Source organism: Streptomyces sp. NPDC002838 (assembly GCF_040295365.1).
In the GTDB taxonomy this organism is placed as follows: Bacteria; Actinomycetota; Actinomycetes; order Streptomycetales; family Streptomycetaceae; genus Streptomyces.
The window spans coordinates 56,890-78,937 of sequence record NZ_JBEOVF010000046.1 but is presented as its reverse complement, the minus strand read 5'-3'; the positions used below and the strand labels follow the sequence as shown (position 1 = coordinate 78,937).

The following is a 22,048-nucleotide window of genomic DNA, read 5'->3' as shown; positions in this document are numbered from 1 at the left end:
GCCCCGGTGCCCCCCACTATCGGTCCCCTCCACCCACGGGTGCCCCCCCGCCCCCCCGCCCCGGCGGCCGCCCCCCCCCCCGCGGGGCCGCCCCCGCGCTCGCCTTCCAGGCTGGCACGACCGGGGCCCGCCACTGATCGGGGATCTCCCTGAGATGTCCCCGAGCGATCCCCGAGGCCCCCACAGACAGTGGTCGACGATCCAGCCGGCGGTCTAGCCGGCGATCGCCTCGTGCACCAGCCGTTTGAGGTCCGGGAAGATCGTGTGGGAGCTCTTCGGCCGTACCTGCGTCATGAACTGGACAGTCAGGTCGCGGCTCGGGTCGACCCAGAACGTCGTCGTCGCCACGCCGGTCCAGCCGTACGTGCCGAGGCCCGAGGGTGCCTGGGTGCGCGCCGGGTCGATCACCACCGAGACGCCGAGGCCGAAGCCGACGCCCTCGTTGCCCGGCTCGTCGTGCGCGGGCTTGCTGCCGAAGGCGCGCAGGTCGGCGCCGCCGGGGAGGTGGTTGGAGGTCATCAGGTCCACCGTCTCGGGGGCGAGGAGGCGGGTGCCGTCGAGCTCGCCCCGGCGGCGCAGCAGTTCCATGAAGCGGTGCATGTCGTGGGCGGAGGCCACCATTCCGCCGCTGCCCGACAGGAAGCGGGGCCGGCCGCGCAGCGGGAGACCGGGGATCGGCTCGATGCCACCGCCGTCGGCGTCGCCGTACAGCTCGGAGAGTCTGCCCGCCTGCTCGTCGGTGACGCGGAATCCGGCGTCGGTCATCCCGAGCGGGCCGAAGATCCGCTCGGCGAAGAAGGTGTCGAGCGGCTGCCCGGACACCACCTCGATCACCCGGCCGAGCACGTTGGAGGCGACCGAGTAGTTCCACTGCGTGCCCGGCTCGAACTGCAGCGGCAGGCTCGCGTACACGTCGACCGTGTGCGCCAGGTCCGACCCCGGCACCACCGACGACTCCAGGTCGGCGGCGCGGTAGAGGGCGTCGACGGGGTGGGTGTGGTAGAAGGCGAAGGTCAGGCCCGCGGTGTGGGTCATCAGATGCCGTACGAGTATCGGTCCGGCCGCCGGGCGGGTCACGGTGTCGGCGCCGGAGCCGCTGACGTACACCCGCGGCTCGGCGAAGGCCGGGAGGTGGCGGTCGACCGGGTCGTCCAGTGACAGCCGGCCCTCCTCCACCAGGAGCAGCGCGGCGACCGCGGTGACCGGCTTGGTCATCGAGTAGATCCGCCACAGCGTGTCGGTCTCGACGGGGAGCCCGGCGGCGATGTCACGGCGGCCGTGCGTGGTGAGGTGGGCGACACGTCCGCCGCGTGAGACGGCCACGAGGAAGCCGGGCAGGCGGCCCTCGTCGACGTAGTGGGCGAAGTGCTGGTCGAGGCGGTCCAGCGCCTTCGGATCCAGCCCGGCCTCACCCGGGTCCACCTCTTGCCGCAGTCGTGCCATCGTTCTCCTCCGTCGCGTTCGTCGAGGTGCGGTCCGGCATACCCCGCCGGACGGCCTCAGACATCATCGTCGCGCAGGAACAGGTGAACGGTCCCCCGTATCGCGATGATCGTCGATCGCGCATGTACTGCGGTACATACGCGCAGACGAACCAGCGGCAGGCTCAACTGACGCCGCCCGCAGGCCGGTTCAGGGGACGTCAACCGTCGTGAGCGGCGTCAGTCCTAGGGCTCCGGGCGCAGGGCGGATGACCGATGGTCCCGACGCTCATGGGCTGCCTAGGCTGCCGAGCAGATCAGCGTCGGCGAGGACGCCATGAGGAGGAGGGGGCATCATGCCCGTCAACGGTCGTAGCCACATCCGTATCGCCCGCCCGTCCAGGGACCTGGCCGCGGCCGAGCGCTTCTGGGGCGAGGGGCTCGGGCTGAACGTCGTATGGCGGGCGGAGGGCGGGACCGAATCCGGGGAGCACGATCTGCTGATGCTGGGTTGGCCGGACGCCGACTGGCATCTGGAGCTCGTCCACGAGGCCGCGCGGCCCGTCGAGCCCCGGCCCACCGAGGAGGACCTCCTGGTGATCTACGTCGACGGCCCGGTGCCGGACGACCTGGTCGCCCGGCTGGAGGAGCACGGCGGCAAGCGGGTGTCGTCTCCCAACCCCTACTGGAACCGGTGGGGCGTCACAGTCGAGGACCCGGACGGATACCGGCTGGTGCTCTGCGAGCGGGCGTGGTCCAACGCGTGACGGTACGGCGGCGGCCCGAGCGGGACGCTACGGCGGTCCGGGCAGGAAGGCACGGCCCCCCGCGGTCATGACGGCTGCGAGGGACCGTGCGGCGAGGAGGCGCGGTCGGATCAGGCCGTCACCTTCTCCGGCTGCCGCGCCGGGCGGGGCGAGCGCTCGCCGAGCTTCTCCGTCGGGACCCTGTGGGTCTCACGGGCAGAGACAACCGCGATCACCGGCGGGACGCACAGGGCCGCGGTGAACAGGGCAACCGCCATCCAGTCGTCGCCGTCGGGGCCGGCGATCTGCGCGGCGAAGGTGACCGCGAAGCCCGCCACGGCGAAGCCGATCTGGGTGCCGATCGCCATGCCCGACAGCCGGACGCGGGTGGTGAACATCTCGCCGTAGAAGGACGGCCACACGCCGTTCGCGGCGCTGTAGACGACACCGAAGGCGACGATGCCCAGCAGCAGGGTCAGCGGGTAGGAGCCCGTCGAGATCGCCCACAGGTAGACGAACATCGCCACCGCGCTGCCCGCCGCGCCGATCAGGTACACCGGGCGTCGGCCGATGCGGTCGGACAGCGTGGCCCACAGCGGGATCGCGGCGAGCGCGACGAGGTTGGCGAGCGCGCCCACCCACAGCATGGACGAGCGGGACATGCCGACCGAGTCGCTGGTGGCGTAGGCCAGCGCCCAGACCGTGAAGATCGTGCTGACCGAGGCGATGAGCGCGCCCGCGATCACCCGCAGCACGTCCCTCCAGTGCTCGCGCATCAGGATCGCCAGCGGCATCCTGGCGACGCCCTCGTCGGAGGCCTGCTGGGCGAAGGCCGGGGTCTCGTCGAGCGTGCGGCGGATGACGTATCCGGCGACGGCGACCGCGACGCTCAGCCAGAAGGGCACCCGCCAGCCCCAGGACATCAGCTGGTCCTCGGGCAGCGCGGCGACGGGGATGAAGACCAGCGTGGCGAGCAACTGGCCGCCCTGGGTGCCGCTGAGCGTGAAGCTGGTGAAGAAGCCGCGCCGGTGCGGCGGCGCGTGTTCCAGCGTCATGGAGTTGGCGCTGGCCTGCTCGCCGGCCGCCGAGATGCCCTGCAGTACCCGGCACAGCACGAGCAGGACGGGGGCGAGGGTGCCGACCTGGGCACGGGTGGGCAGGCAGCCGATGAGGAACGTCGACAGGCCCATCAGGATCAGCGTGAAGACCATGATCTTCTTGCGGCCGAGCCGGTCGCCGAAGTGCCCGAGGAAGAGTGCGCCGATGGGGCGGGCCGCGTACGCGACGCCGAACGTGGCCAGCGACAGCAGGGTCGCGGTGGCCGGGTCGGACTCGTCGAAGAACACCTCGGGGAAGATCAGCGCGGCCGCGCTGCCGTAGATGAAGAAGTCGTAGTACTCCAGGGCGCTGCCGATCCAGGCCGCCGTGGCGGCTTTTTTCGGCTGGCCGGGCGGTGCGGCGGGGACGGACACGGCGTGCTCCTTCGGGGGAACTCCAACCTAAGTGGAGTGAGCGGAGGGGAGTAGTGCCGGATCTCGGCCAATTAACCCACTGGATAGTTAGTAGCGGTGGGTGGGATGTTGCGCTGACGTTTCCCGGGTGTCAAGAGGTGCTGCCGAAGGATCTTCTCGAGCGGTCTTCCTGTACGGGAGCGGGTGCTCAGTCGGCCGCGCGGTCCGCCGTCAGGTAGGCGATCACCATGTCGCCGAGCATCGCGCGGTAGTGCTCGCGCTGGGCGGGATCCACCAGGTCGCGGCCGAACAGGGCGCCGAAGGTGTGCCGGTTGGCGACCCGGAAGAAGCAGAAGGAACTGATCATCGCGTGCAGGTCGACGGCGTCGACGTCGGCCGTGAACAACCCCGACTTCTGTCCCGACTCCAGGATCCGGCGGATCACGTCGAGGGCGGGCGAGCCGATCTTCCCGAGCTTCGCCGAGGCCGCGATGTGCTCGGCTCCGTGGATGTTCTCGATGCTCACCAGGCGGATGAAGTCCGGGTGCTGCTCATGGTGGTCGAAGGTGAGCTCCGCCAGTCGCCGGATGGCCGCGACCGGGTCCAGGTGGTCGACGTCGAGTCGCTGCTCGGCCTCGCGGATCACGGCGTACGCCCGCTCCAGCACGGCCGTGAACAGCTGCTCCTTGCCGCCGAAGTAGTAGTAGATCATCCGCTTGGTGGTACGGGTGCGGGCGGCGATCTCGTCGACCCGGGCCCCGTCGTAGCCGGCCCGGGCGAACTCCTGGGTCGCCACGTCGAGAATCTCGGCCTGGGTGCGGGCGGCGTCACGGATGCGCCCGTTCGGTCGTGCCGGGTCTTCGACGCTGGTCATCGGGTTCCTTCGGGCGAGGGGCCAGTGCCGAGATTGTAGAAGCCCGCTCGCATCCGTACCCGGCAAGGTCTTCCCCCGGTATCTGCTTTGCTGCTATAGCTAACGTACTAGTTCGTACATTAGTGAGCCGCTCAGGAGGCCCCTCGGTGCTGTCCAAGGACTCGTATCTCGTCGGACTGATCGGCTCCGGCATCGGCCCGTCGCTCAGCCCGGCGCTGCACGAGCGGGAGGCCGACCGCCAGGGCCTGCGCTATCTGTACCGGATCATCGACATCGACACCCTCGGCGTCCCGCCCGAAGCGGTGGGCGATCTCGTACGGGCCGCCCGCGACCTGGGCTTCGACGGGCTCAACATCACGCACCCGTGCAAGCAGCACGTGATCCGGCACCTGGACGCACTCGCCCCGCAGGCAGAGGCGCTGGGGGCGGTCAACACCGTCGTCTTCGAGGACGGCCACGCGATCGGCCACAACACCGACGTGACCGGCTTCGCCGCCTCCTTCGCGCGCGGCCTGCCCGACGTACCGCTGGAGCGGGTGGTGCAGCTGGGCGCCGGCGGCGCGGGCGCGGCCGTCGCGCACGCCACGCTCATCCTCGGCGCCGAGCGGGTCACCGTCGTCGACGCGCTGCCCGATCGGGCCGCCGCCCTCGCCGACTCCCTGAACCACCGCTTCGGGGACGGCCGGGCGGTCTCCGCCACCCCGGACCGGCTGCCGGACCTCCTCGCGCGCGTCGACGGCCTCGGCGGCCTGGTGCACGCCACCCCCACCGGCATGGCCGCCCACCCCGGCCTGCCCCTCCCCGCCGAACTGCTCCACCCCGGCCTGTGGATCGCCGAGGTGGTCTACCGCCCCCTGGAGACAGAGCTGCTGCGCACCGCCCGCGCGCTCGGCTGCGCCACTCTCGACGGCGGCGGCATGGCCGTCTTCCAGGCCGTGGACGCGTTCCGCCTGTTCACCGGCCGGGAACCCGACAGCGCCCGGATGCTCGCGGACTTCACCGAGCTGACCGGGAGCGGGGCCGGGGCCGTGGGGGCCCACCAGTAGTCCGCGAACAGTCCGCGAGGACAGTACGCGAACAGCCCGCAAGCAAGGGACCTGAAGAGAAACAGAGGTACCGACGTGCGTACGTCCATCGCCACCGTCTCCCTCAGCGGATCCCTCACCGAGAAGCTCACGGCCGCGTCCCGGGCCGGCTTCGACGGCGTCGAGATCTTCGAGAACGACCTGCTCGCCAGCCCCCTCGGCCCCGAGGCGATCCGCGCCCGCTGCGCCGACCTCGGCCTCACCGTCGACCTCTACCAGCCGATGCGCGACATCGAGGCGGTGGGGGAGGAGCAGTTCGCCCGCAACCTGCGGCGCGCCCGGCACAAGTTCGAGCTCATGCGCAGGCTCGGCGCGGACACCGTGCTGGTCTGCTCCAGCGTCTCCCCGCCAGCCGTGGACGACGACGCGCTGGCCGCCGAGCAGCTGAGCCGACTCGCCGACCTGGCGCAGGACTTCGGCATCCGTGTCGCCTACGAGGCGCTCGCCTGGGGTCGGCACGTCAGCACGTACGACCACGCTTGGCGCATCGTCGAGACGGCCGGCCATCCGGCGCTCGGCACCTGTCTGGACAGCTTCCACATCCTCTCCCGGGGCTCCGACCCCAAGGGCATCGAGGACATCCCCGGCGAGAAGATCTTCTTCCTCCAACTGGCCGACGCCCCCCTGCTCGCGATGGACGTCCTGCAGTGGAGCCGGCATTACCGCTGCTTCCCGGGCCAGGGAGGATTCGATATAGCGGATCTTGTGCGCCGTGTATTGCATACGGGCTACCGCGGTCCGCTCTCCTTGGAGATCTTCAACGACGTCTTCCGCCAGGCCGAGGCCGGCCCCACGGCCGTCGACGCCCGGCGCTCCCTCCTCGTCCTCCAGGAGGCGGTGGGCGTGGCCGCGCCGCCCGCACCGGTCGTCCCCACGGGCATCGCCTTCGCCGAACTGGTCACACCCGACGCGGAGCCCGTCTCGGCGGTCCTCGGCGCGCTGGGCTTCGCCCGCACGGCACGGCACCGCGGCAAACCCGTCGACCTGTGGCAGTGGGGCGAGGCCCGTGTCCTGGTCAACACCGGGACGGCCGTACGCCGTGACGGCACCGGGCTCGCCGCGATCGGGCTGGAATCACCGGACCCGACGGCCGCCGCCCGCCGCGCCGAGGCCCTGCTGGCCCCCGTCCTGCCGCGCCGCCGTGCCCCGGAGGACGCCCCGCTGGACGCCGTGGCGGCGCCCGACGGCACGGAACTGTTCTTCTGCGCCACAGGCCGCCGCGAACTCCCCGACTGGCGGGCGGACTTCGAGGACGTAAAGGATGAGGACGTAACTGGTGAGGACGTAAAGGCCGCAGAGCACCCGCCCGCCGCCGAGCCGGTCCGCATCGACCACCTCGCCCTCACCCAGCCCTGGCACCACTTCGACGAGGCCGCTCTCTTCCACCGCAGCGTGCTCGGCCTGCGCGCCCAGGAGAGCGTCGACGTCGCCGACCCCTACGGCCTGTTGCGCAGCCGCGCCGTCACCAACGCCGACGGCACCGTGCGCATCGCCCTCACCGTCGGCGCGGCACCGACCGACGACACCGTCCACGCCCAGCACATCGCGCTGGCCACCGACGACGTGGTCGCCGCGGCCCGCCGCTTCGTCGCGGCCGGCGGCCGCCTGCTGCCGATCCCCGCCAACTACTACGACGACCTGGCGGCCCGGTTCGAGTTCGCCGACGGCGAGCTGGAGACGTACCGCGAACTCGGCATCCTCTATGACCGGGACGCGCACGGCGAGTTCCGCCACTGCTATACCCGCACCGTCGGCCGCGTCTTCTTCGAGCTCCTTCAGCGCGACGGCGACTACCGCGGCTACGGCGCCCAGAACGCCCCCGTACGTCTCGCGGCCCAGCACGCCGTGAAGCGGCTCACTGGCGGCTGACGGTACGGGTGACCCCGGCGAAGACCGTCGTAGCCAGGATCCAGCCGGCGATGACGAGCGCGTACGACAGCGTCTGATACCCCTCGCGCGGGGCGAACGCCCCCTCCTGGCCGAAGGAGATCACCGGCAGCAGCAGGTCGAGGGTGTAGAACACCGGGTTGAAGTGCGGGGCCTCGGACGCCTTGAGCGGTGGGGGATGGTGCAGGCCGTACACGACCGAGCCGACGGCGAGCAGGGACAGCAGCCAGCCGCACGCCCGCAGCGGACGGAATCCGTAGCCGACGGTGGCGTCCTGGACGTGGCCCCACACACGGCCGTACCAGGGCAGCGTGCCGCGGCGGCGGCGCTGCTTGGCGAGCTGGACGAGCCGGGCGGCGTCGTCGTCGCCGATGCGTCGGTAGGCGGCGGTCAACTGCTCGTAGGCGTGCGGGACATAGCCGTCGCCGTCGCACTCCAGCATGGGCAGGCGGCGTTCGGCGGGTTCGTGCGGAGTGAGGGAGGTGTAGACGAGGCTGTTGAGCAGCATCCGGTCCGGCACCATCTCCGGTTCCAGGAACAGCACGTCGATCTGGGCGCGGCGCAGATTGAGGAAGCCGTCCGGCGGGAGCCCCTTGCGCAGCCAGAGCTCCCCGATGCTGCAGCTGGTGGCGCGCAGCGCGGCGTCCCCGGGGTTCGACAGGCGTGCGTACGACAGGTCGAAGCGGCCGGTGACGCAGGCGCCGCGCAGGCCGATCCAGCCGCGTACGTGGGTGTTCCGCAGCGAGAAGTCGCCGTTCACGGTGAGCGTCTGTGCGTCGAGGGCGACCTGGCCCGGGTGGGTGAGGTGCGCGCCCCTGAGATCGACCGATCCGTTGACGGTGGCGCCGTTGAGCCGTATCTCGCCGTGGGCACGCAGCTCCGTCGCCCGCAAGTCGTCCTCGATCAATGCCTGGTTCAGCTTGAGCACGGGTTGCGAGTCGTCCTGCCCGGTGAGTTCTGCGCGGTCCAGGAACAGGGCGCCGGATATCTGGGCGCCGCTCAGCTGAATCCGCCCGCGCACCCGGCAGTCCGACAGCTGCATCACGCCGTCGACCCGCGCGCTGCCGAGGTCCAGGGCCGGGAGCACGGAGCCGCGCAGGCTGAGTCTGCGCAGCTGGATGCCGTACAGATCGGGTGGGTCGGTGAAGTGACAGTGGGTCAGGCGGACCGGAGCGTCGACGACGGCGTGGGTGAGGTCGAGCGCGCCGGTGATCCGGGCGCCCATGACCCTTAGGGCGGCGATCTCCCCGTCCTCCTGGGGTGCGCTGACCAGCAGCGCCCTGAGCACCGAGGCGCGCAGGGTGCGCTCCGGTCCCCAGTCGGTCCCCGCCGCCGTGTCCTCGTCCTCGGCGGTACGGAAGTCCACGGTCTCCCCTCGGGGGAAGGCCCGCCACACCTGCGCCTCGGCCGGCGTCAGCTCGTTGATCTCCATCAGCGGGGACTCTGACGCGATGGCCGAGGGCTGTCAACTCGCCCCCGGCCGTGATGCGTTACGTCCGACTGTTCCATTCCACGATCACCGGGCGACCGTGTTCTGTAGACAGTCGACAGACTGTTCCCGTCGCGAGCTGGAACAGTCGGCCGTCGCCCGGCGCCAGCCCCAGCCGACGGGCCGTCAACACCCGCAGGAAGTGACCGTGGGCCACGAGGATCACGTCCCCGTCGGGCAGCGCCGCCTCCACCCGGGACAGCACCCGGTCGGCACGCAGCCCCACCTGCTCGGGCGACTCGCCGGGGTGTCCGTCCGGGCCGGGCGGCACACCGTCGGTCCACAGGTACCAGTCGGGGCGCGTGCGGTGGATGTCGACGGTGGTGACGCCCTCGTAGGCGCCGTAGTCCCACTCGTGCAGGTCGGGGTCGGTCACGACCCCCGTCAGGCCCGCCAGTTCGGCGGTGCGTATCGCGCGGCCCAGCGGGCTGGTCAGCGCGAGGGCGAAGGCCCGGTGGACGAGGAGCGGGGCGAGGGACTTGGCCTGTTCCTCGCCGCACTGGGTGAGGGGCAGGTCGGTCCAGCTGGTGTGCTGTCCCGACGCGCTCCACTCCGTCTCGCCGTGGCGGACCAGCAGGAGATCCCCCACGGCGCGCCTACTCCTTCGCCGACTCGACGGCGTGCCCACCGAACTGGTTGCGCAGCGCCGCGACCATCTTCATCTGCGGGGAGTCGTCCTGGCGGGACGCGAACCGTGCGAAGAGGGAGGCGGTGATCGCGGGCAGCGGCACCGCGTTGTCGATGGCCGCCTCGACGGTCCAGCGCCCCTCGCCGGAGTCCTCCGCGTACCCACGCAGCTTCTCCAGGTGCTCGTCCTGGTCGAGGGCGCTGACGGCGAGGTCGAGGAGCCAGGAGCGGATGACCGTCCCCTCCTGCCAGGACCGGAAGACCTCGCGCACGTCCGTGACGGAGTCGACCGACTCCAGCAGCTCCCAGCCCTCGGCGTACGCCTGCATCATGGCGTACTCGATACCGTTGTGGACCATCTTGGAGAAGTGCCCGGCGCCGACCTTGCCGGCGTGGACATAGCCGTACGGCCCCTCCGGCTTGAGCGCCTCGAAGATCGGCTGGAGCCGGTCGACGTGCTCCTTGTCGCCGCCGACCATCAGGGCGTAGCCGTTCTGCAGGCCCCACACGCCACCCGAGACGCCCGCGTCGACGAAGCCGATGCCCTTGGCGCCGAGCTCCTCGGCGTGCTTCTCGTCGTCGGTCCAGCGGGAGTTGCCGCCGTCGACGACCGTGTCGCCGGGCGACAGCAGGCCGCCGAGCTCGTCGACGACGGACTGGGTCGGGGCGCCGGCCGGGACCATCACCCAGATCGTGCGGGGGGCTTGGAGCTTGTCGACCAGCTCGGCCAGGCTGGCGACGTCGGAGAGCTCGGGGTTGCGGTCGTAGCCGATGACGGTGTGGCCGGCGCGGCGGATCCGCTCGCGCATGTTGCCGCCCATCTTGCCGAGGCCGATGAGTCCCAACTGCATGTCAATTCACTTCCCTAGAGCGCGGTATGTGGCCACGAGTGCGGCGGTGGACGGGTCGAGGCCGGGCACGTCGGCGCCTTCGGTGAGCGCGGGCTCGACCCGCCTGGCGAGGACCTTGCCGAGCTCGACACCCCACTGGTCGAAGGAGTCGATGTTCCAGACGGTGCCCTGGACGAACACCTTGTGCTCGTAGAGCGCGATGAGCTGGCCGAGGACCGACGGGGTGAGTTCCTTCGCCAGGATGGTGGTCGTCGGGTGGTTGCCCTTGAAGGTGCGGTGCGGCACCTGCTCCTCGGGCACGCCCTCCGCGCGCACCTCGTCGGCGGTCTTGCCGAAGGCGAGGGCCTGCCCCTGCGCGAACAGGTTGGCCATCAACAGGTCGTGCTGTGCCTTGAGTTCGTCGCTCAGCTCGTCGACGGGGCGGGCGAAGCCGATCAGGTCGGCAGGGATGAGTTTGGTGCCCTGGTGGATCAACTGGTAGTAGGCGTGCTGCCCGTTGGTGCCGGGCGTGCCCCACACCACCGGCCCGGTCTGCCACTCCACGGGGCGGCCGTCGCGGTCCACGGACTTGCCGTTGGACTCCATGTCCAGCTGCTGGAGGTATGCCGTGAACTTCGACATGTAGTGGCTGTACGGCAGGACGGCGTGCGACTGGGCGTCGAAGAAGTTGCCGTACCAGATGCCCAACAGGCCCAGGATCAGTGGGGCGTTGTCCTCGGCGGACGCGTTCTGGAAGTGCTCGTCGACGATGCGGAACCCGTCGAGCATCTCCAGGAAGCGGTCCGGGCCGATGGCGATCATCAGGGAGAGGCCGATCGCCGAGTCGAAGGAGTAGCGGCCGCCGACCCAGTCCCAGAACTCGAACATGTTGTCCGGGTCGATGCCGAACCCGGTGACCTTCTCCGCGTTCGTCGACAGGGCCACGAAGTGCCTGGCGACCGCCTTCTCCTCGCCGCCGAGGCCGGCGAGCAGCCAGGAGCGGGCCGAGGTGGCGTTGGTGATCGTCTCGATGGTGGTGAAGGTCTTGGACGCGACGATGAAGAGGGTCTCCGCCGGGTCCAGGTCCCGGATGGCCTCGTGCAGATCGGCGCCGTCCACGTTGGACACGAACCGGAACGTCAACCCCCGTGCGGTGTAGGCCCGCAGCGCCTCGTACGCCATGGCCGGGCCCAGGTCGGAGCCGCCGATGCCGATGTTGACGACGTTCCTGATCCGCTTGCCGGTGTGGCCGGTCCACTCGCCGGAGCGGACCCGGTTCGCGAAGTCGGCCATCTTGTCGAGGACCGCGTGGACCTTGGGGACGACGTTCTCGCCGTCGACCTCGATCACCGCGTTCGCGGGGGCGCGCAGCGCGGTGTGCAGTACGGCGCGGCCCTCGGTGGTGTTGATCTTCTCGCCGCCGAACATGGCGTCGCGCAGCCCGAACACGTCGGTGGCGGTGGCCAGTTCCTGGAGCAGGGCGAGTGTCTCGTCGGTGATGAGGTTCTTGGAGTAGTCGATGCGCAGGTCGCCGACGCGCACCACGTACCGCTCCGCGCGCCCGGGGTCCGCCGCGAACAGGTCACGCAGATGCGCCTGCCACTGGGCGCGGTGATCCTCCAGGGCGACCCACTCGGGCCGCCGGGTGAGCTTGGGGGAGCCGGAAACGGAGTCAGACATGAGAGGGGATCTCCTTGGTGGCCTCGCCGCGCAGGGCGACGGCGTACATCTCGTCCGCGTCGAGGCGCCTGAGCTCCTCGGCGATGAGTTCGGAGGTGGAGCGGACCTTCAGCGCGAGGGTGCGTGAGGGCTGGCCGGGCAGGGAGAGCGTGGCCAGCGGGCCCTCGGGGCGGTCGATGAGGATCTCGCCGTTCTCGGTGCCCAGCCGTACGGCCGTGACGACCGGCCCCGCGGTGACGACCCGGTCGACGGTGACGCCGAGGCGTGCCTCCAGCCAGCGGGCCAGCAGCTCGGCGGCCGGGTTCTCCTCCTCGGCCTCCACCGCCGCCGAGATCACCCTCACCCGGGCCTGGTCCAGGGCCGCGGCCAGCATTGAACGCCACGGCGTGAGCCGGGTCCAGGCGAGGTCGGTGTCGCCGGGCGCGTAGGAGCGGACCCGGGCCTCCAGCACCGCGAGGGGGTTCTCCACGGCGTACAGGTCGGTGATCCGGCGCTGGGCCAGCGCGCCCAGCGGGTCCTTCGCCGGGTTCTCCGGCGCGTCCACCGGCCACCACACGACGACCGGGGCGTCCGGCAGCAGCAGCGGCAGGACGACGGAGTCGGCGTGGTCGGAGACCTCGCCGTACGTCCTGAGGATGACCGTCTCGCCGGTGCCCGCGTCCGCGCCCACCCGCACCTCGGCGTCGAGGTGGGAGTTGGTGCGGTCGCGCGGGGTGCGGGCGTGCCGCTTGATGACGACCAGGGTGCGCGAGGGGTGCTCGTGCGAAGCCTCCTCGGCCGCCTTGATCGCGTCGTAGGCGTTCTCCTCGTCCGTGACGATCACCATCGTCAGGACCATGCCCACGGCGGGGGTGCCGATGGCGCGGCGACCCTGCACCAGCGCCTTGTTGATCTTGCTTGCCGTGGTGTCGCTCAGGTCGATCTTCATGGCCTGCGCCAGCTCCGTCCGTCTCGTGCGAGCATCTCGTCGGCTTCCTCGGGTCCCCAGCTGCCCGACGCGTACTGCGCCGGCCGGCCGTGCGTCGCCCAGTGCTCCTCGATCGGGTCGAGGATCTTCCAGGACTCTTCCACTTCCTGGTGACGGGGGAACAGGTTGGCGTCCCCGAGGAGGACGTCCAGGATGAGGCGCTCGTACGCCTCCGGACTGGACTCCGTGAAGGACTCGCCGTACGCGAAGTCCATCGTCACGTCCCGGATCTCCATCGAGGTGCCCGGCACCTTCGACCCGAACCGGACTGTCATGCCCTCGTCGGGCTGGACGCGGATGACGATCGCGTTCTGGCCCAGCTCCTCGGTGGCCGTGGAGTCGAAGGGGGAGTGCGGCGCACGCTGGAAGACGACCGCGATCTCGGTGACGCGGCGGCCCAGGCGCTTGCCCGTCCGCAGGTAGAAGGGGACCCCGGCCCAGCGCCGGTTGTCGACGTTCAGCTTGATGGCGGCGTACGTGTCGGTGGTGGAGGCCGGGTCGATGCCGTCCTCCTCGAGGTAGCCGCGCACCTGCTCGCCGCCCTGCCAGGCGGGCGCGTACTGCCCGAGCACCGTGTGCGCGCCGATGTCCTCCGGCAGCTTCACCGCGCGCAGCACCTTCAGCTTCTCGTTGAGCAGCGACTCGGCGTCGAAGGCGGCCGGCTCCTCCATGGCGGTCAGCGCCATCAGCTGCAGCAGGTGGTTCTGGATGACGTCACGGGCGGCGCCGATGCCGTCGTAGTAGCCTGCGCGGCCGCCGATGCCGATGTCCTCGGCCATGGTGATCTGTACGTGGTCGACATACGACCGGTTCCAGATCGGCTCGTACATCTGGTTGGCGAAGCGCAGCGCCAGGATGTTCTGGACGGTCTCCTTGCCGAGGTAGTGGTCGATGCGGAAGACCTGGTCCGGCTCGAAGACGTCGTGCACGATCGCGTTCAGCTCACGCGCGCTCGTCAGGTCGCGTCCGAACGGCTTCTCGATGACCGCGCGCCGCCAGGACCCCTCGGGCGCCTTGGCCAGCCCGTGCTTCTTCAGCTGCCGGACGACCTTCGGGAAGAACTTCGGCGGTACGGAGAGGTAGAAGGCGTAGTTGCCGCTGGTGCCGCGGGAGGCGTCCAGCTCGTCGACGGCGGAGCGCAGTTGCTTGAACGCCGTGTCGTCGTCGAAATCGCCGGGGATGAACCGCATGCCCTCGACGAGCTGCTGCCAGACCTCCTCGCGGAACGGCGTGCGCGCGTGCTCGCGGACCGCGTCGTGCACGACCTGCGCGAAGTCCTGGTGCTCCCAGTCCCGGCGGGCGAACCCGACGAGCGAGAAGCCCGGCGGCAGCAGACCGCGGTTGGCGAGGTCGTAGACGGCCGGCATCAGCTTCTTGCGGGACAGGTCGCCGGTGACGCCGAAGATGACGAGACCTGACGGGCCGGCGATCCGGGGGAGCCGGCGGTCGCGGGCGTCGCGCAGGGGATTGGACCAGTCGGCGGCCGGGAGGACCGGGACGGTCACCTCCTGTCCGGCCGTCTGCGTCTTGGTTTCCTCGGGCGTGGTGTCGGGAAGTTGCTTGCTCATTCCGCGTCGACCCCCTTGCTGTTCAGGGACTTCGTCACAGCGTCCAGCAGGTCCTGCCAGGCCACCTCGAACTTGGCGACGCCCTCGTCCTCCAGCTGCCGCACGACCTCGTCGTAGGAGATGCCGAGCCGCTCCACGGCGGCGAGGTCCGCGCGGGCCTGCGCGTATCCGCCGGTGACGGTGTTCCCGGTGATCTCGCCGTGGTCGGCGGTGGCGTTCAGCGTGGCCTCCGGCATCGTGTTGACCGTGCCCGGCGCGACCAGCTCGTCGACATACAGGGTGTCCTTGTATGCGGGATCCTTCACACCGGTCGACGCCCACAGCGGACGCTGCTTGTTGGCCTTGGCCCCGGCGAGGGCGGTCCACCGCTCACCGGCGAAGACCTCCTCGTACGCCTCGTAGGCGAGTCGGGCGTTGGCGAGAGCGGCGCGGCCCTTGAGGGAAAGCGCTTCCGGCGTCCCCAGGACCGTCAGCCGCTTGTCGATCTCGGAGTCGACGCGGGAGACGAAGAAGGAGGCCACCGAGTGGATCTCGGCCAGGTCCAGGCCCTTGGCGTTCGCCTTCTCCAGGCCCGCGAGGTAGGCGTCCATGACCTCGCGGTAGCGCTCCAGGGAGAAGATCAGCGTGACGTTGACGCTGATGCCGAGGCCGATGACCTCGGTGATCGCCGGGAGACCGGCCTTCGTCGCCGGGATCTTGATCATCACGTTCGGGCGGTCCACCAGCCAGGCGAGCTGCTTGGCCTCGGCGATCGTCGCCGCCGTGTTGTGGGCGAGGCGCGGGTCGACCTCGATGGAGACCCGGCCGTCCCGACCACCGGTCGCCTCGTATACAGGATGCAGAATGTCGGCGGCAGCGCGCACGTCGACGGTCGTCAGCATACGGACGGCCTCATCCACCGTCACGCCCCGCGCGGCGAGGTCGGCGAGCTGCTCCTCGTAGCCCTCGCCGGAGCCGATGGCGGCCTGGAAGATGGACGGGTTGGTGGTGACGCCCACCACGTGCTTCGTCTCGACCAGTCCGGCCAGGTTGCCGGACTCGATCCGGCTGCGTGACAGGTCGTCCAGCCAGATGGAGACGCCCTCGTCGGACAGGCGCTGGAGCGCGCCCGCGGTCGCGGTTGCTTCGGTCACTGTGATCATCTTCTTTCTGGCGATCGGATCAACCACGGGCGGCGGCGAGGGATTCCCGGGCCGCCGCGACGACGTTCTCGGCGGTGAAGCCGTACTCGGCGAACAGGGTCTTCCCGTCGGCGGAGGCGCCGAAGTGCTCGAGAGAGACGATGCGTCCTGCGTCACCTACGAACCGGTACCACGTCAGCCCCACTCCGGCCTCGACCGCAACGCGGGCCTTCACCGACGGCGGCAGGACGCTCTCGCGGTACCCCCGCGGCTGCTCCTCGAACCACTCCACGGACGGCATCGACACCACCCGCGTGCCGACCCCCTCGGCTTCCAGCCGCTCCCGGGCGGCCACGGCGAGCTGGACCTCGGAGCCGGTGGCGATGAGGACGACGTCCGGGGCCCCGGTGGACGCCTCCTTCAGGACGTAACCGCCCTTGGCGGCATCCGCGTTCGGCTCGTACGTCGGTACGCCCTGGCGGGTGAGTGCGAGACCGTGCGGCGCCGGGTCGGTGGCGTGCCGCTTGAGGATCTCCGCCCAGGCGACGGCGGTCTCGTTGGCGTCGGCGGGACGGACGATGTTCAGACCGGGAATGGCGCGCAGGGACGCCAGGTGTTCGACGGGCTGGTGGGTGGGGCCGTCCTCGCCGAGGCCGATGGAGTCGTGCGTCCACACGTAGGTCACCGGCAGCTGCATCAGCGCGGACAGCCGTACGGCGTTGCGCATGTAGTCGGAGAACACCAGGAAGGTGCCGCCGTAGATGCGGGTGTTGCCGTGCAGGGCGATGCCGTTCATCTCCGCGGCCATGGAGTGCTCGCGGATGCCGAAGTGGATCGTCCGGCCGTACGGATCGGCCTCCGGCAGGGGATTGCCGGCCGGCAGGAACGAACTGGTCTTGTCGATCGTGGTGTTGTTCGAGCCCGCCAGGTCGGCCGAGCCGCCCCACAACTCCGGGATGACCGCGCCGAGCGCCTGGAGCACCTTGCCGGACGCGGCGCGCGTGGCGACACCCTTGCCCGCCTCGAAAACCGGCAGGGCGTCCTCCCAGCCCTCGGGCAGCTGACCGGCGACCACCCGGTCGAAGAGCTTGGCGCGCTCGGGCCGGTCGCCGCGCCACTTGTCGATCCGCTTGTCCCAGGCGGCGTGCGCCTCGGCGCCCCGGTCGAGGGCCCGGCGAGTGTGCGCGAGGACCTCGTCGGCGACCTCGAACGTCTTCTCCGGGTCGAAGCCCAGGACGCGCTTGGTGGCGGCGACCTCGTCCTCACCCAGAGCCGAGCCGTGCGAGGCCTCGGTGTTCCGGGCGTTCGGCGCGGGCCAGGCGATGATCGTACGCATCGCGATGATGGAGGGGCGCGCGGTCTCGGCCTGCGCGGCCTTGAGCGCCGAGTGGAGCGCGTGGACGTCGATGTCGCCGTCGGCGGCGGGCTCGACGCGCTGCACGTGCCAGCCGTACGCCTCGTACCGCCCCAGCACGTCCTCGGAGAAGGCCGTCGCGGTGTCGCCCTCGATGGAGATGTGGTTGTCGTCGTAGAGGAAGACGAGGTTGCCCAGCCTCTGGTGGCCGGCCAGCGAGGAGGCCTCGGCGGAGATGCCCTCCTCAAGATCCCCGTCGGAGACGATCGCCCAGACGGTGTGGTCGAAGGGGGACTCGCCCTCGGGGGCGTCCGGGTCGAACAGGCCGCGCTCGTAGCGGGCGGCCATGGCCATGCCGACGGCGTTGGCGACGCCCTGTCCGAGCGGCCCGGTCGTCGTCTCGACGCCGGCCGTGTGCCCGTACTCGGGATGGCCGGGCGTCTTCGAACCGTGGGTCCGGAAAGCCTTGAGGTCGTCGAGCTCCAGCTCGTACCCGGCGAGGTACAGCTGCGTGTAGAGGGTGAGCGAGGTGTGCCCGGGGGACAGCACGAAGCGGTCGCGACCTGTCCACTCGGGGTCGGCCGGATCGTGACGCATCACCTTCTGAAAGATCGTGTACGCCGCCGGGGCCAGGCTCATCGCGGTGCCGGGGTGGCCGTTGCCCACCCGCTGGACGGCATCGGCCGCCAAAAGACGGGCGGTGTCGACGGCACGCCGGTCGAGTTCGGTCCATTCGAAGCTGTCCGGTGTTTGCGTGCTCATCTTCAACAAGTCCTCGATGGGAGCGAAGTAGCTGGTCTGACGCCTTCAAACTTAAAAGTCTGACTTTTACGAGGGAAGGTCGCGGTGTGTCAGCCTGTGGTGAAAGTGGGACACGGACGGCTTGGTCGAGGCGGCGCGAGAAGGACATGGCGGACAGAACCATCCAAGGCGGAGACGGTGACGAGGGCGTGGACGGGATCAGAACGTTCCCCTTCCCGGTCGAGCTGAGCGTCGGCGGCGTCGGAATGCAGGTCGGCCCGATGGGCACCGGCCGCACCTGGCACGCCGACGCGCCGCTGGAACGCGTCCACCGCATCGACTTCCACGTCGTGATGCTCTTCGACGACGGTCCCGTGCACCACATGATCGACTTCGCCGAGTACGAGGCGACGGCCGGCGACCTGCTGTGGATCCGCCCGGGGCAGGTCCACCGCTTCTCGTGGACGAGCGAGTACCGCGGAACCGTACTGACCATGCAGCCCGGCTTCCTGCCCCGCGCCACCGTCGAGGCCACCGGCCTCTACCGTTACGACCTCCCGCCCCTGCTGCACCCCGACGAGCCGCAGTTGGCGGGTCTGACGTCCGCCCTGGCCCAACTCCGACGCGAGTACGAGGACACCACGACCCTCCCGCTCAGCCTGCACACATCGGTCCTGCGCCACTCGCTCACGGCGTTCCTGCTGCGCCTCGCCCACCTGGCGGTCAGCTCCGCGGAGGCGGCCCGGCGCCAGTCGGACACCACCTTCACCCTCTTCCGGGACGCGGTCGAGAAGGGCTTCGCCACCAACCACAGCGTCAGCGCCTACGCCGACGCACTCGGCTACTCCCGCCGCACCCTCGTCCGCGCGGTCCGCGCCGCCACCGGCGAAACCCCCAAGGGCTTCATCGACAAACGCGTCGTCCTGGAGGCCAAGCGACTGCTGGCCCACACCGACATGCCCATCGGTCGCATCGGCGCCGCGGTCGGCTTTCCCGACGCCGCGAACTTCTCCAAGTTCTTCCAGCAGCACACGGAGATGACGCCGGCGGCGTTTCGGGCGGAGTTGCGCTGAACACCGCCGAAGCGCGCCGACCCCCTGCTCCGGGGGGATCGAACTCCCTATGATCTAGGGACCTTTACGACAGGGGACGCGTCCCCTCGGCGTCGGTTGGGGGGCTGATGGATCCGGCCAGTATCGGTACGACCGCCCGCATCGCCTCGTCGGTGGCACGGCCGATCATCGCCAGGCTCTTCGTCAAGGAGGGGCCGGGGGCGGGACTCGTGAGCAAGCCCGTACGGGTGTCGAGACTGGTCGGCTTCAGCGGCGAGAAACGCACCCTGGGCATGCTCGACATGTGGAAGATCGCCCGGGAGCTGGTGACGGCGGCCGTCGAGGCGAACCCGCACGAACCCCCGGTGGCGTCCGACGAGCGCGAAGCCCTGGCGGACGCCCTGGCCGCGACGCTCGGCGCGCTCGGCGAACTGGACATGGACGATGTCCAGGCGGTCCGGCTGGGCCGCGAAGAACTGGCGCGCCGCCTCGCCGCGGCACGCCCGGACGCCACCCGCGACCTCTCAGCGGATGCCACCGCCCTCCACGACAGCCTGCTCGACCTGAGTTGTCTGCACATCCTGCACTTCTTCACCCAGCGGTCGACCTTCGTCGCCCACGCGCAGGTCGCCCAGACCCGCATGCTCGACGAGACACTGCGCCTGCTGGACATGCTGGTGGACCGGATTCCGCGGCCCGGCAGCGCGGACGAGGAGTTCGAGAACCGCTATCTGGCCCAGATCGAGCGCAAGTACGGCAAGCTCAACATCTTCGGCCTCGACCTGAGCGATCCCGGCCGGGCGCGCTGGCCGCTGGACACCGCCTACCTGAACCTTGAGCTGGCCTCGCACCGCGACGGCGGCTCCCCGTCCGCCAACCGCCGTCGCGTCGAGGAGGCCCTCTCGGGCTGCAACCGGGCGATGCTGCGGGGCCTCGCGGGATCGGGCAAGACCACGCTCATGCAGTGGCTCGCCGTCTGCGCCGCACAGGACTCCTTTCCCGACGAACTGGCGGGACTGCGTGGCCGCGTGCCCTTCGTGCTTCCTCTGCGCGCGCTCGCCCAGGACGCCGGACTGCCACGCCCTGAGCAGTTCCTGGGCGCTGCCGGCAGCATCCTGCACGGACTGCAGCCGGAGCACTGGGCCGACCGGGTACTGGACAGCGGGCGCGGCATGGTCCTGATCGACGGTGTGGACGAGGTCTCCGAAAGCGAACGGCCGGTGGTACGACGCTGGTTGCTCGACCTCGTCGACCTGTATCCGTCTACCTTCTTCCTCGTCACCACCCGGCCGTCGGCCGTGGAGAACCGCTGGCTGGCGGAGGCCGACTTCGCCGAGTTCAACCTGCTGCCGATGAATCGCCACGACGTCGACCGGTTCGTCGTCCGCTGGCACGACGCCGTCCTGACCGCGGTCGACGAACCCGAGGAACGGCAGGCGGTCGAACGCTGTCAGGACGCCCTGCGGACCACGCTGCGGCAGAAGAACGACCTGTACCGGCTGGCCACCAACCCCCTGATGTGTGCCCTCATCTGTGCCCTGCACCGTGACCGGCTCACCCATCTCCCCGAACGCCGCATGGAGTTGTATGCCGCGGCGCTCACCATGATGCTCGTGCGCCGTGACAAGGAGCGTGAGATCCCCGTACCGGACGGTCTCGCGCCCACCGAGGAGGCGCAGACCCAGTTGCTCCAGCGGATCGCGTACTGGCTGATCCGCAACGGCCGCTCCGAGGCGGCCCAGTCGACCGCGGTACGTATCATCCGCGAGAAGCTCCCGGCCATGCCGCACATGGCGCAGCCCGACGCCGCCGAGGACGTCTTCCGTTACCTGCTGCTGCGCAGCGGACTGCTGCGGGAGCCGTCCGTCGGCACGGTCGACTTCATCCACCGCACGTTCCAGGACTACCTGGGCGCCAAGGCCGCGGTCGAGGCCGAGGACCTGGACCTGCTCGCCGAGTCCGGGCGCAACGACCAGTGGGAGGACGTGATCCGGCTCGCGGTCGGACACGCCCGGGACGGTGAACGCGCACACCTGCTGAGGAAGCTCGTCGAACTGGGCGACCAGAGTGTGGACCCGAAATTGCGCCGCCGCTACCACCTGCTCGCCGCGGCGGCCATGGAGCATGCCACGACCCTCGATCCTGCCGCGCGCGCCATGGTGACCCTGAGGGCGTCAGCGCTGATTCCTCCCGACAGTCCGGCGAACGCCGAGCAACTCGCCACCGCGGGGGACATCGTTCTGGAACTGCTGCCCGGGCCCGAAGAGCTGACGCGAGATCAGGCGCGGGCGACGGTGATGACCATCGCCCGTATCGGCGGCGAGGCCGCGCTGCACCAGCTGGCCCGCTTCAAGCGCGTCGCCGACCGTGACGTACGGCAGGAAGTGGCTCTGTCCTGGGCGTACTTCGACGCCCGCTCGTTCGTCGAAGAGGTCCTGGCCAGGCTGCCACTGGACGACCTGACACTGCACCTGTCGAGCCGGGAGCAGACCGCCTGCCTGGACGGGCTCGACCGGGTGCCGCACGTCTCGCTGAGGGGCCAGATGCTCACGCCCGACCTGGTCGACGCGCTCGCCCGGCTGAAGGTCCACTCACTGTCCGTCACACCGTCCAGCGCGGTGTCGTTCGCGCTGCCCTCACCGGCGCCCCTGAGCTCGCTGCGTCGGCTCGCCGTGGAGTCGTGCGACGTCGTTACCGATCTGGACGCGCTCGGTGAGAGCCAGGCCGAGGAACTCGCCCTGCACCGGCTGCCGGAGCGGGCGGACCTCACCTTCCTCGGCCGGACCCCGAATCTGAGATCTCTTTCCCTGTCCTCCCCCCACGGCATCCCGCTCCCCGCGGTGCCGCTTCCCGACGTCACGGCAGTGGACCTGGACGGCGTCCTGACGGGCGAACAGATCCCGGACGTCGCAGAGGCGTTCCCCGGTCTCACCTCCCTCACATTGCGCCTGACGTGCCGGAGCTACCAGTCCGCCGTCGACCTGTCCCCCCTGCGCAAGGTGCGGCGGGGACAGATCGACGTCACCCTGGTGGACGCCGGCAGGGTCCATGGCCTGGACGCCCTCCCCGCCGACCGGCTCTCGGTGCGGCACGAAGGGGGTGCCAGGCCGCAGGGACGGATCAGGCCCGGCTTCCTTTGGCGCCGCCGGGCCTGA

At 70.4% G+C, this 22,048-nt stretch carries 16 protein-coding genes; 5 read left to right on the top strand and 11 right to left on the bottom strand.

Features of this window, described 5'->3' with window-relative positions; translation table 11 throughout:
• Window positions 1–213 precede the first annotated feature (213 nt).
• Entirely contained in the window at window positions 214–1,443 is a 1,230-nt protein-coding gene (locus ABT063_RS39930; protein WP_351065659.1) for a serine hydrolase domain-containing protein, read from the bottom strand.
• 334 nt (window positions 1,444–1,777) lie between these two features.
• Here ABT063_RS39930 and ABT063_RS39925 point away from each other — a divergent pair, with 334 nt between their 5' ends.
• A complete protein-coding gene (locus ABT063_RS39925) occupies window positions 1,778–2,188 on the top strand; it encodes a VOC family protein (RefSeq protein ID WP_351065657.1) in 411 nt (136 codons plus the stop codon).
• Between the two features lie 110 nt (window positions 2,189–2,298).
• On the opposite strand, the gene ABT063_RS39920 is transcribed toward ABT063_RS39925, so the two are convergent.
• Both ABT063_RS39920 and ABT063_RS39915 read right to left on the bottom strand, forming a co-directional pair.
• Window positions 2,299–3,639, bottom strand: coding sequence for an MFS transporter (locus tag ABT063_RS39920; protein ID WP_351065655.1), 1,341 nt, complete (start codon window positions 3,637–3,639; stop codon window positions 2,299–2,301).
• 187 nt (window positions 3,640–3,826) lie between these two features.
• A complete protein-coding gene (locus ABT063_RS39915) occupies window positions 3,827–4,492 on the bottom strand; it encodes a TetR family transcriptional regulator (protein WP_351065653.1) in 666 nt (221 codons plus the stop codon).
• A gap of 149 nt (window positions 4,493–4,641) precedes the next feature.
• Here ABT063_RS39915 and ABT063_RS39910 point away from each other — a divergent pair, with 149 nt between their 5' ends.
• Both ABT063_RS39910 and ABT063_RS39905 read left to right on the top strand, forming a co-directional pair.
• On the top strand, window positions 4,642–5,538 hold the full coding sequence (locus tag ABT063_RS39910; RefSeq protein WP_351065663.1) for a shikimate dehydrogenase: 897 nt from the start codon (window positions 4,642–4,644) through the stop codon (window positions 5,536–5,538).
• 75 nt (window positions 5,539–5,613) lie between these two features.
• Window positions 5,614–7,446, top strand: a complete 1,833-nt coding sequence (locus tag ABT063_RS39905; protein ID WP_351065652.1) for a bifunctional sugar phosphate isomerase/epimerase/4-hydroxyphenylpyruvate dioxygenase family protein — start codon at window positions 5,614–5,616, stop codon at window positions 7,444–7,446.
• Here the strand turns inward: ABT063_RS39905 and ABT063_RS39900 are convergent.
• The 8 genes from ABT063_RS39900 to tkt are packed head-to-tail and all read right to left on the bottom strand — an operon-like array spanning window position 7,433 to window position 17,862.
• Entirely contained in the window at window positions 7,433–8,896 is a 1,464-nt protein-coding gene (locus tag ABT063_RS39900; protein WP_351065650.1) for a pentapeptide repeat-containing protein, read from the bottom strand. The genes ABT063_RS39905 and ABT063_RS39900 overlap by 14 nt on opposite strands.
• Before the next feature lie 58 nt (window positions 8,897–8,954).
• Window positions 8,955–9,542: a histidine phosphatase family protein gene (locus tag ABT063_RS39895; protein WP_351065648.1), complete on the bottom strand. Its 588-nt coding sequence runs from the start codon at window positions 9,540–9,542 to the stop codon at window positions 8,955–8,957.
• 7 nt (window positions 9,543–9,549) lie between these two features.
• On the bottom strand, window positions 9,550–10,431 hold the full coding sequence (gene gnd / locus ABT063_RS39890) for a phosphogluconate dehydrogenase (NAD(+)-dependent, decarboxylating) (RefSeq protein ID WP_351065647.1): 882 nt from the start codon (window positions 10,429–10,431) through the stop codon (window positions 9,550–9,552).
• 6 nt (window positions 10,432–10,437) lie between these two features.
• Window positions 10,438–12,090 carry a glucose-6-phosphate isomerase gene (pgi, locus tag ABT063_RS39885; protein ID WP_351065646.1) on the bottom strand — a complete coding sequence of 551 codons (1,653 nt, stop codon included), beginning with the start codon at window positions 12,088–12,090 and terminating at the stop codon, window positions 10,438–10,440.
• Window positions 12,083–13,018 (bottom strand): glucose-6-phosphate dehydrogenase assembly protein OpcA, encoded by a 936-nt coding sequence (gene opcA / locus ABT063_RS39880; RefSeq protein WP_351065644.1) that lies wholly within the window; start codon window positions 13,016–13,018, stop codon window positions 12,083–12,085. Before opcA ends, pgi begins: the two co-directional genes overlap by 8 nt.
• The gene (zwf, locus tag ABT063_RS39875; RefSeq protein WP_351065643.1) at window positions 13,015–14,625 is read right to left on the bottom strand and encodes a glucose-6-phosphate dehydrogenase; all 1,611 of its coding nucleotides are present in this window, start codon (window positions 14,623–14,625) and stop codon (window positions 13,015–13,017) included. The genes opcA and zwf overlap by 4 nt, the downstream gene beginning before the upstream one ends.
• Window positions 14,622–15,767, bottom strand: a complete 1,146-nt coding sequence (tal, locus tag ABT063_RS39870; RefSeq protein WP_351065641.1) for a transaldolase — start codon at window positions 15,765–15,767, stop codon at window positions 14,622–14,624. The genes zwf and tal overlap by 4 nt, the downstream gene beginning before the upstream one ends.
• Before the next feature lie 19 nt (window positions 15,768–15,786).
• On the bottom strand, window positions 15,787–17,862 hold the full coding sequence (gene tkt, locus ABT063_RS39865; RefSeq protein WP_351065639.1) for a transketolase: 2,076 nt from the start codon (window positions 17,860–17,862) through the stop codon (window positions 15,787–15,789).
• Between the two features lie 146 nt (window positions 17,863–18,008).
• On the opposite strand from tkt, the gene ABT063_RS39860 reads away from it, so the two are divergent.
• Window positions 18,009–18,914: a helix-turn-helix transcriptional regulator gene (locus tag ABT063_RS39860; protein ID WP_351065637.1), complete on the top strand. Its 906-nt coding sequence runs from the start codon at window positions 18,009–18,011 to the stop codon at window positions 18,912–18,914.
• 107 nt (window positions 18,915–19,021) lie between these two features.
• Window positions 19,022–22,048: an NACHT domain-containing protein gene (locus tag ABT063_RS39855; RefSeq protein ID WP_351065635.1), complete on the top strand. Its 3,027-nt coding sequence runs from the start codon at window positions 19,022–19,024 to the stop codon at window positions 22,046–22,048.

Excerpts from the sequence above, each read along its gene's own strand:
- tal (WP_351065641.1), bottom strand. The coding sequence starts at position 15,767 with ATGATCACAGTGACCGAAGCAACCGCGACCGCGGGCGCGCTCCAGCGC.
- zwf (WP_351065643.1), bottom strand. The coding sequence starts at position 14,625 with ATGAGCAAGCAACTTCCCGACACCACGCCCGAGGAAACCAAGACGCAG.
- ABT063_RS39925 (WP_351065657.1), top strand. The coding sequence starts at position 1,778 with ATGCCCGTCAACGGTCGTAGCCACATCCGTATCGCCCGCCCGTCCAGG.
- ABT063_RS39855 (WP_351065635.1), top strand. The coding sequence starts at position 19,022 with ATGGATCCGGCCAGTATCGGTACGACCGCCCGCATCGCCTCGTCGGTG.
- ABT063_RS39860 (WP_351065637.1), top strand. The coding sequence starts at position 18,009 with ATGGCGGACAGAACCATCCAAGGCGGAGACGGTGACGAGGGCGTGGAC.
- pgi (WP_351065646.1), bottom strand. The coding sequence starts at position 12,090 with ATGTCTGACTCCGTTTCCGGCTCCCCCAAGCTCACCCGGCGGCCCGAG.
- tkt (WP_351065639.1), bottom strand. The coding sequence starts at position 17,862 with ATGAGCACGCAAACACCGGACAGCTTCGAATGGACCGAACTCGACCGG.
- gnd (WP_351065647.1), bottom strand. The coding sequence starts at position 10,431 with ATGCAGTTGGGACTCATCGGCCTCGGCAAGATGGGCGGCAACATGCGC.
- ABT063_RS39915 (WP_351065653.1), bottom strand. The coding sequence starts at position 4,492 with ATGACCAGCGTCGAAGACCCGGCACGACCGAACGGGCGCATCCGTGAC.
- ABT063_RS39930 (WP_351065659.1), bottom strand. The coding sequence starts at position 1,443 with ATGGCACGACTGCGGCAAGAGGTGGACCCGGGTGAGGCCGGGCTGGAT.
- ABT063_RS39900 (WP_351065650.1), bottom strand. The coding sequence starts at position 8,896 with ATGGAGATCAACGAGCTGACGCCGGCCGAGGCGCAGGTGTGGCGGGCC.
- opcA (WP_351065644.1), bottom strand. The coding sequence starts at position 13,018 with ATGAAGATCGACCTGAGCGACACCACGGCAAGCAAGATCAACAAGGCG.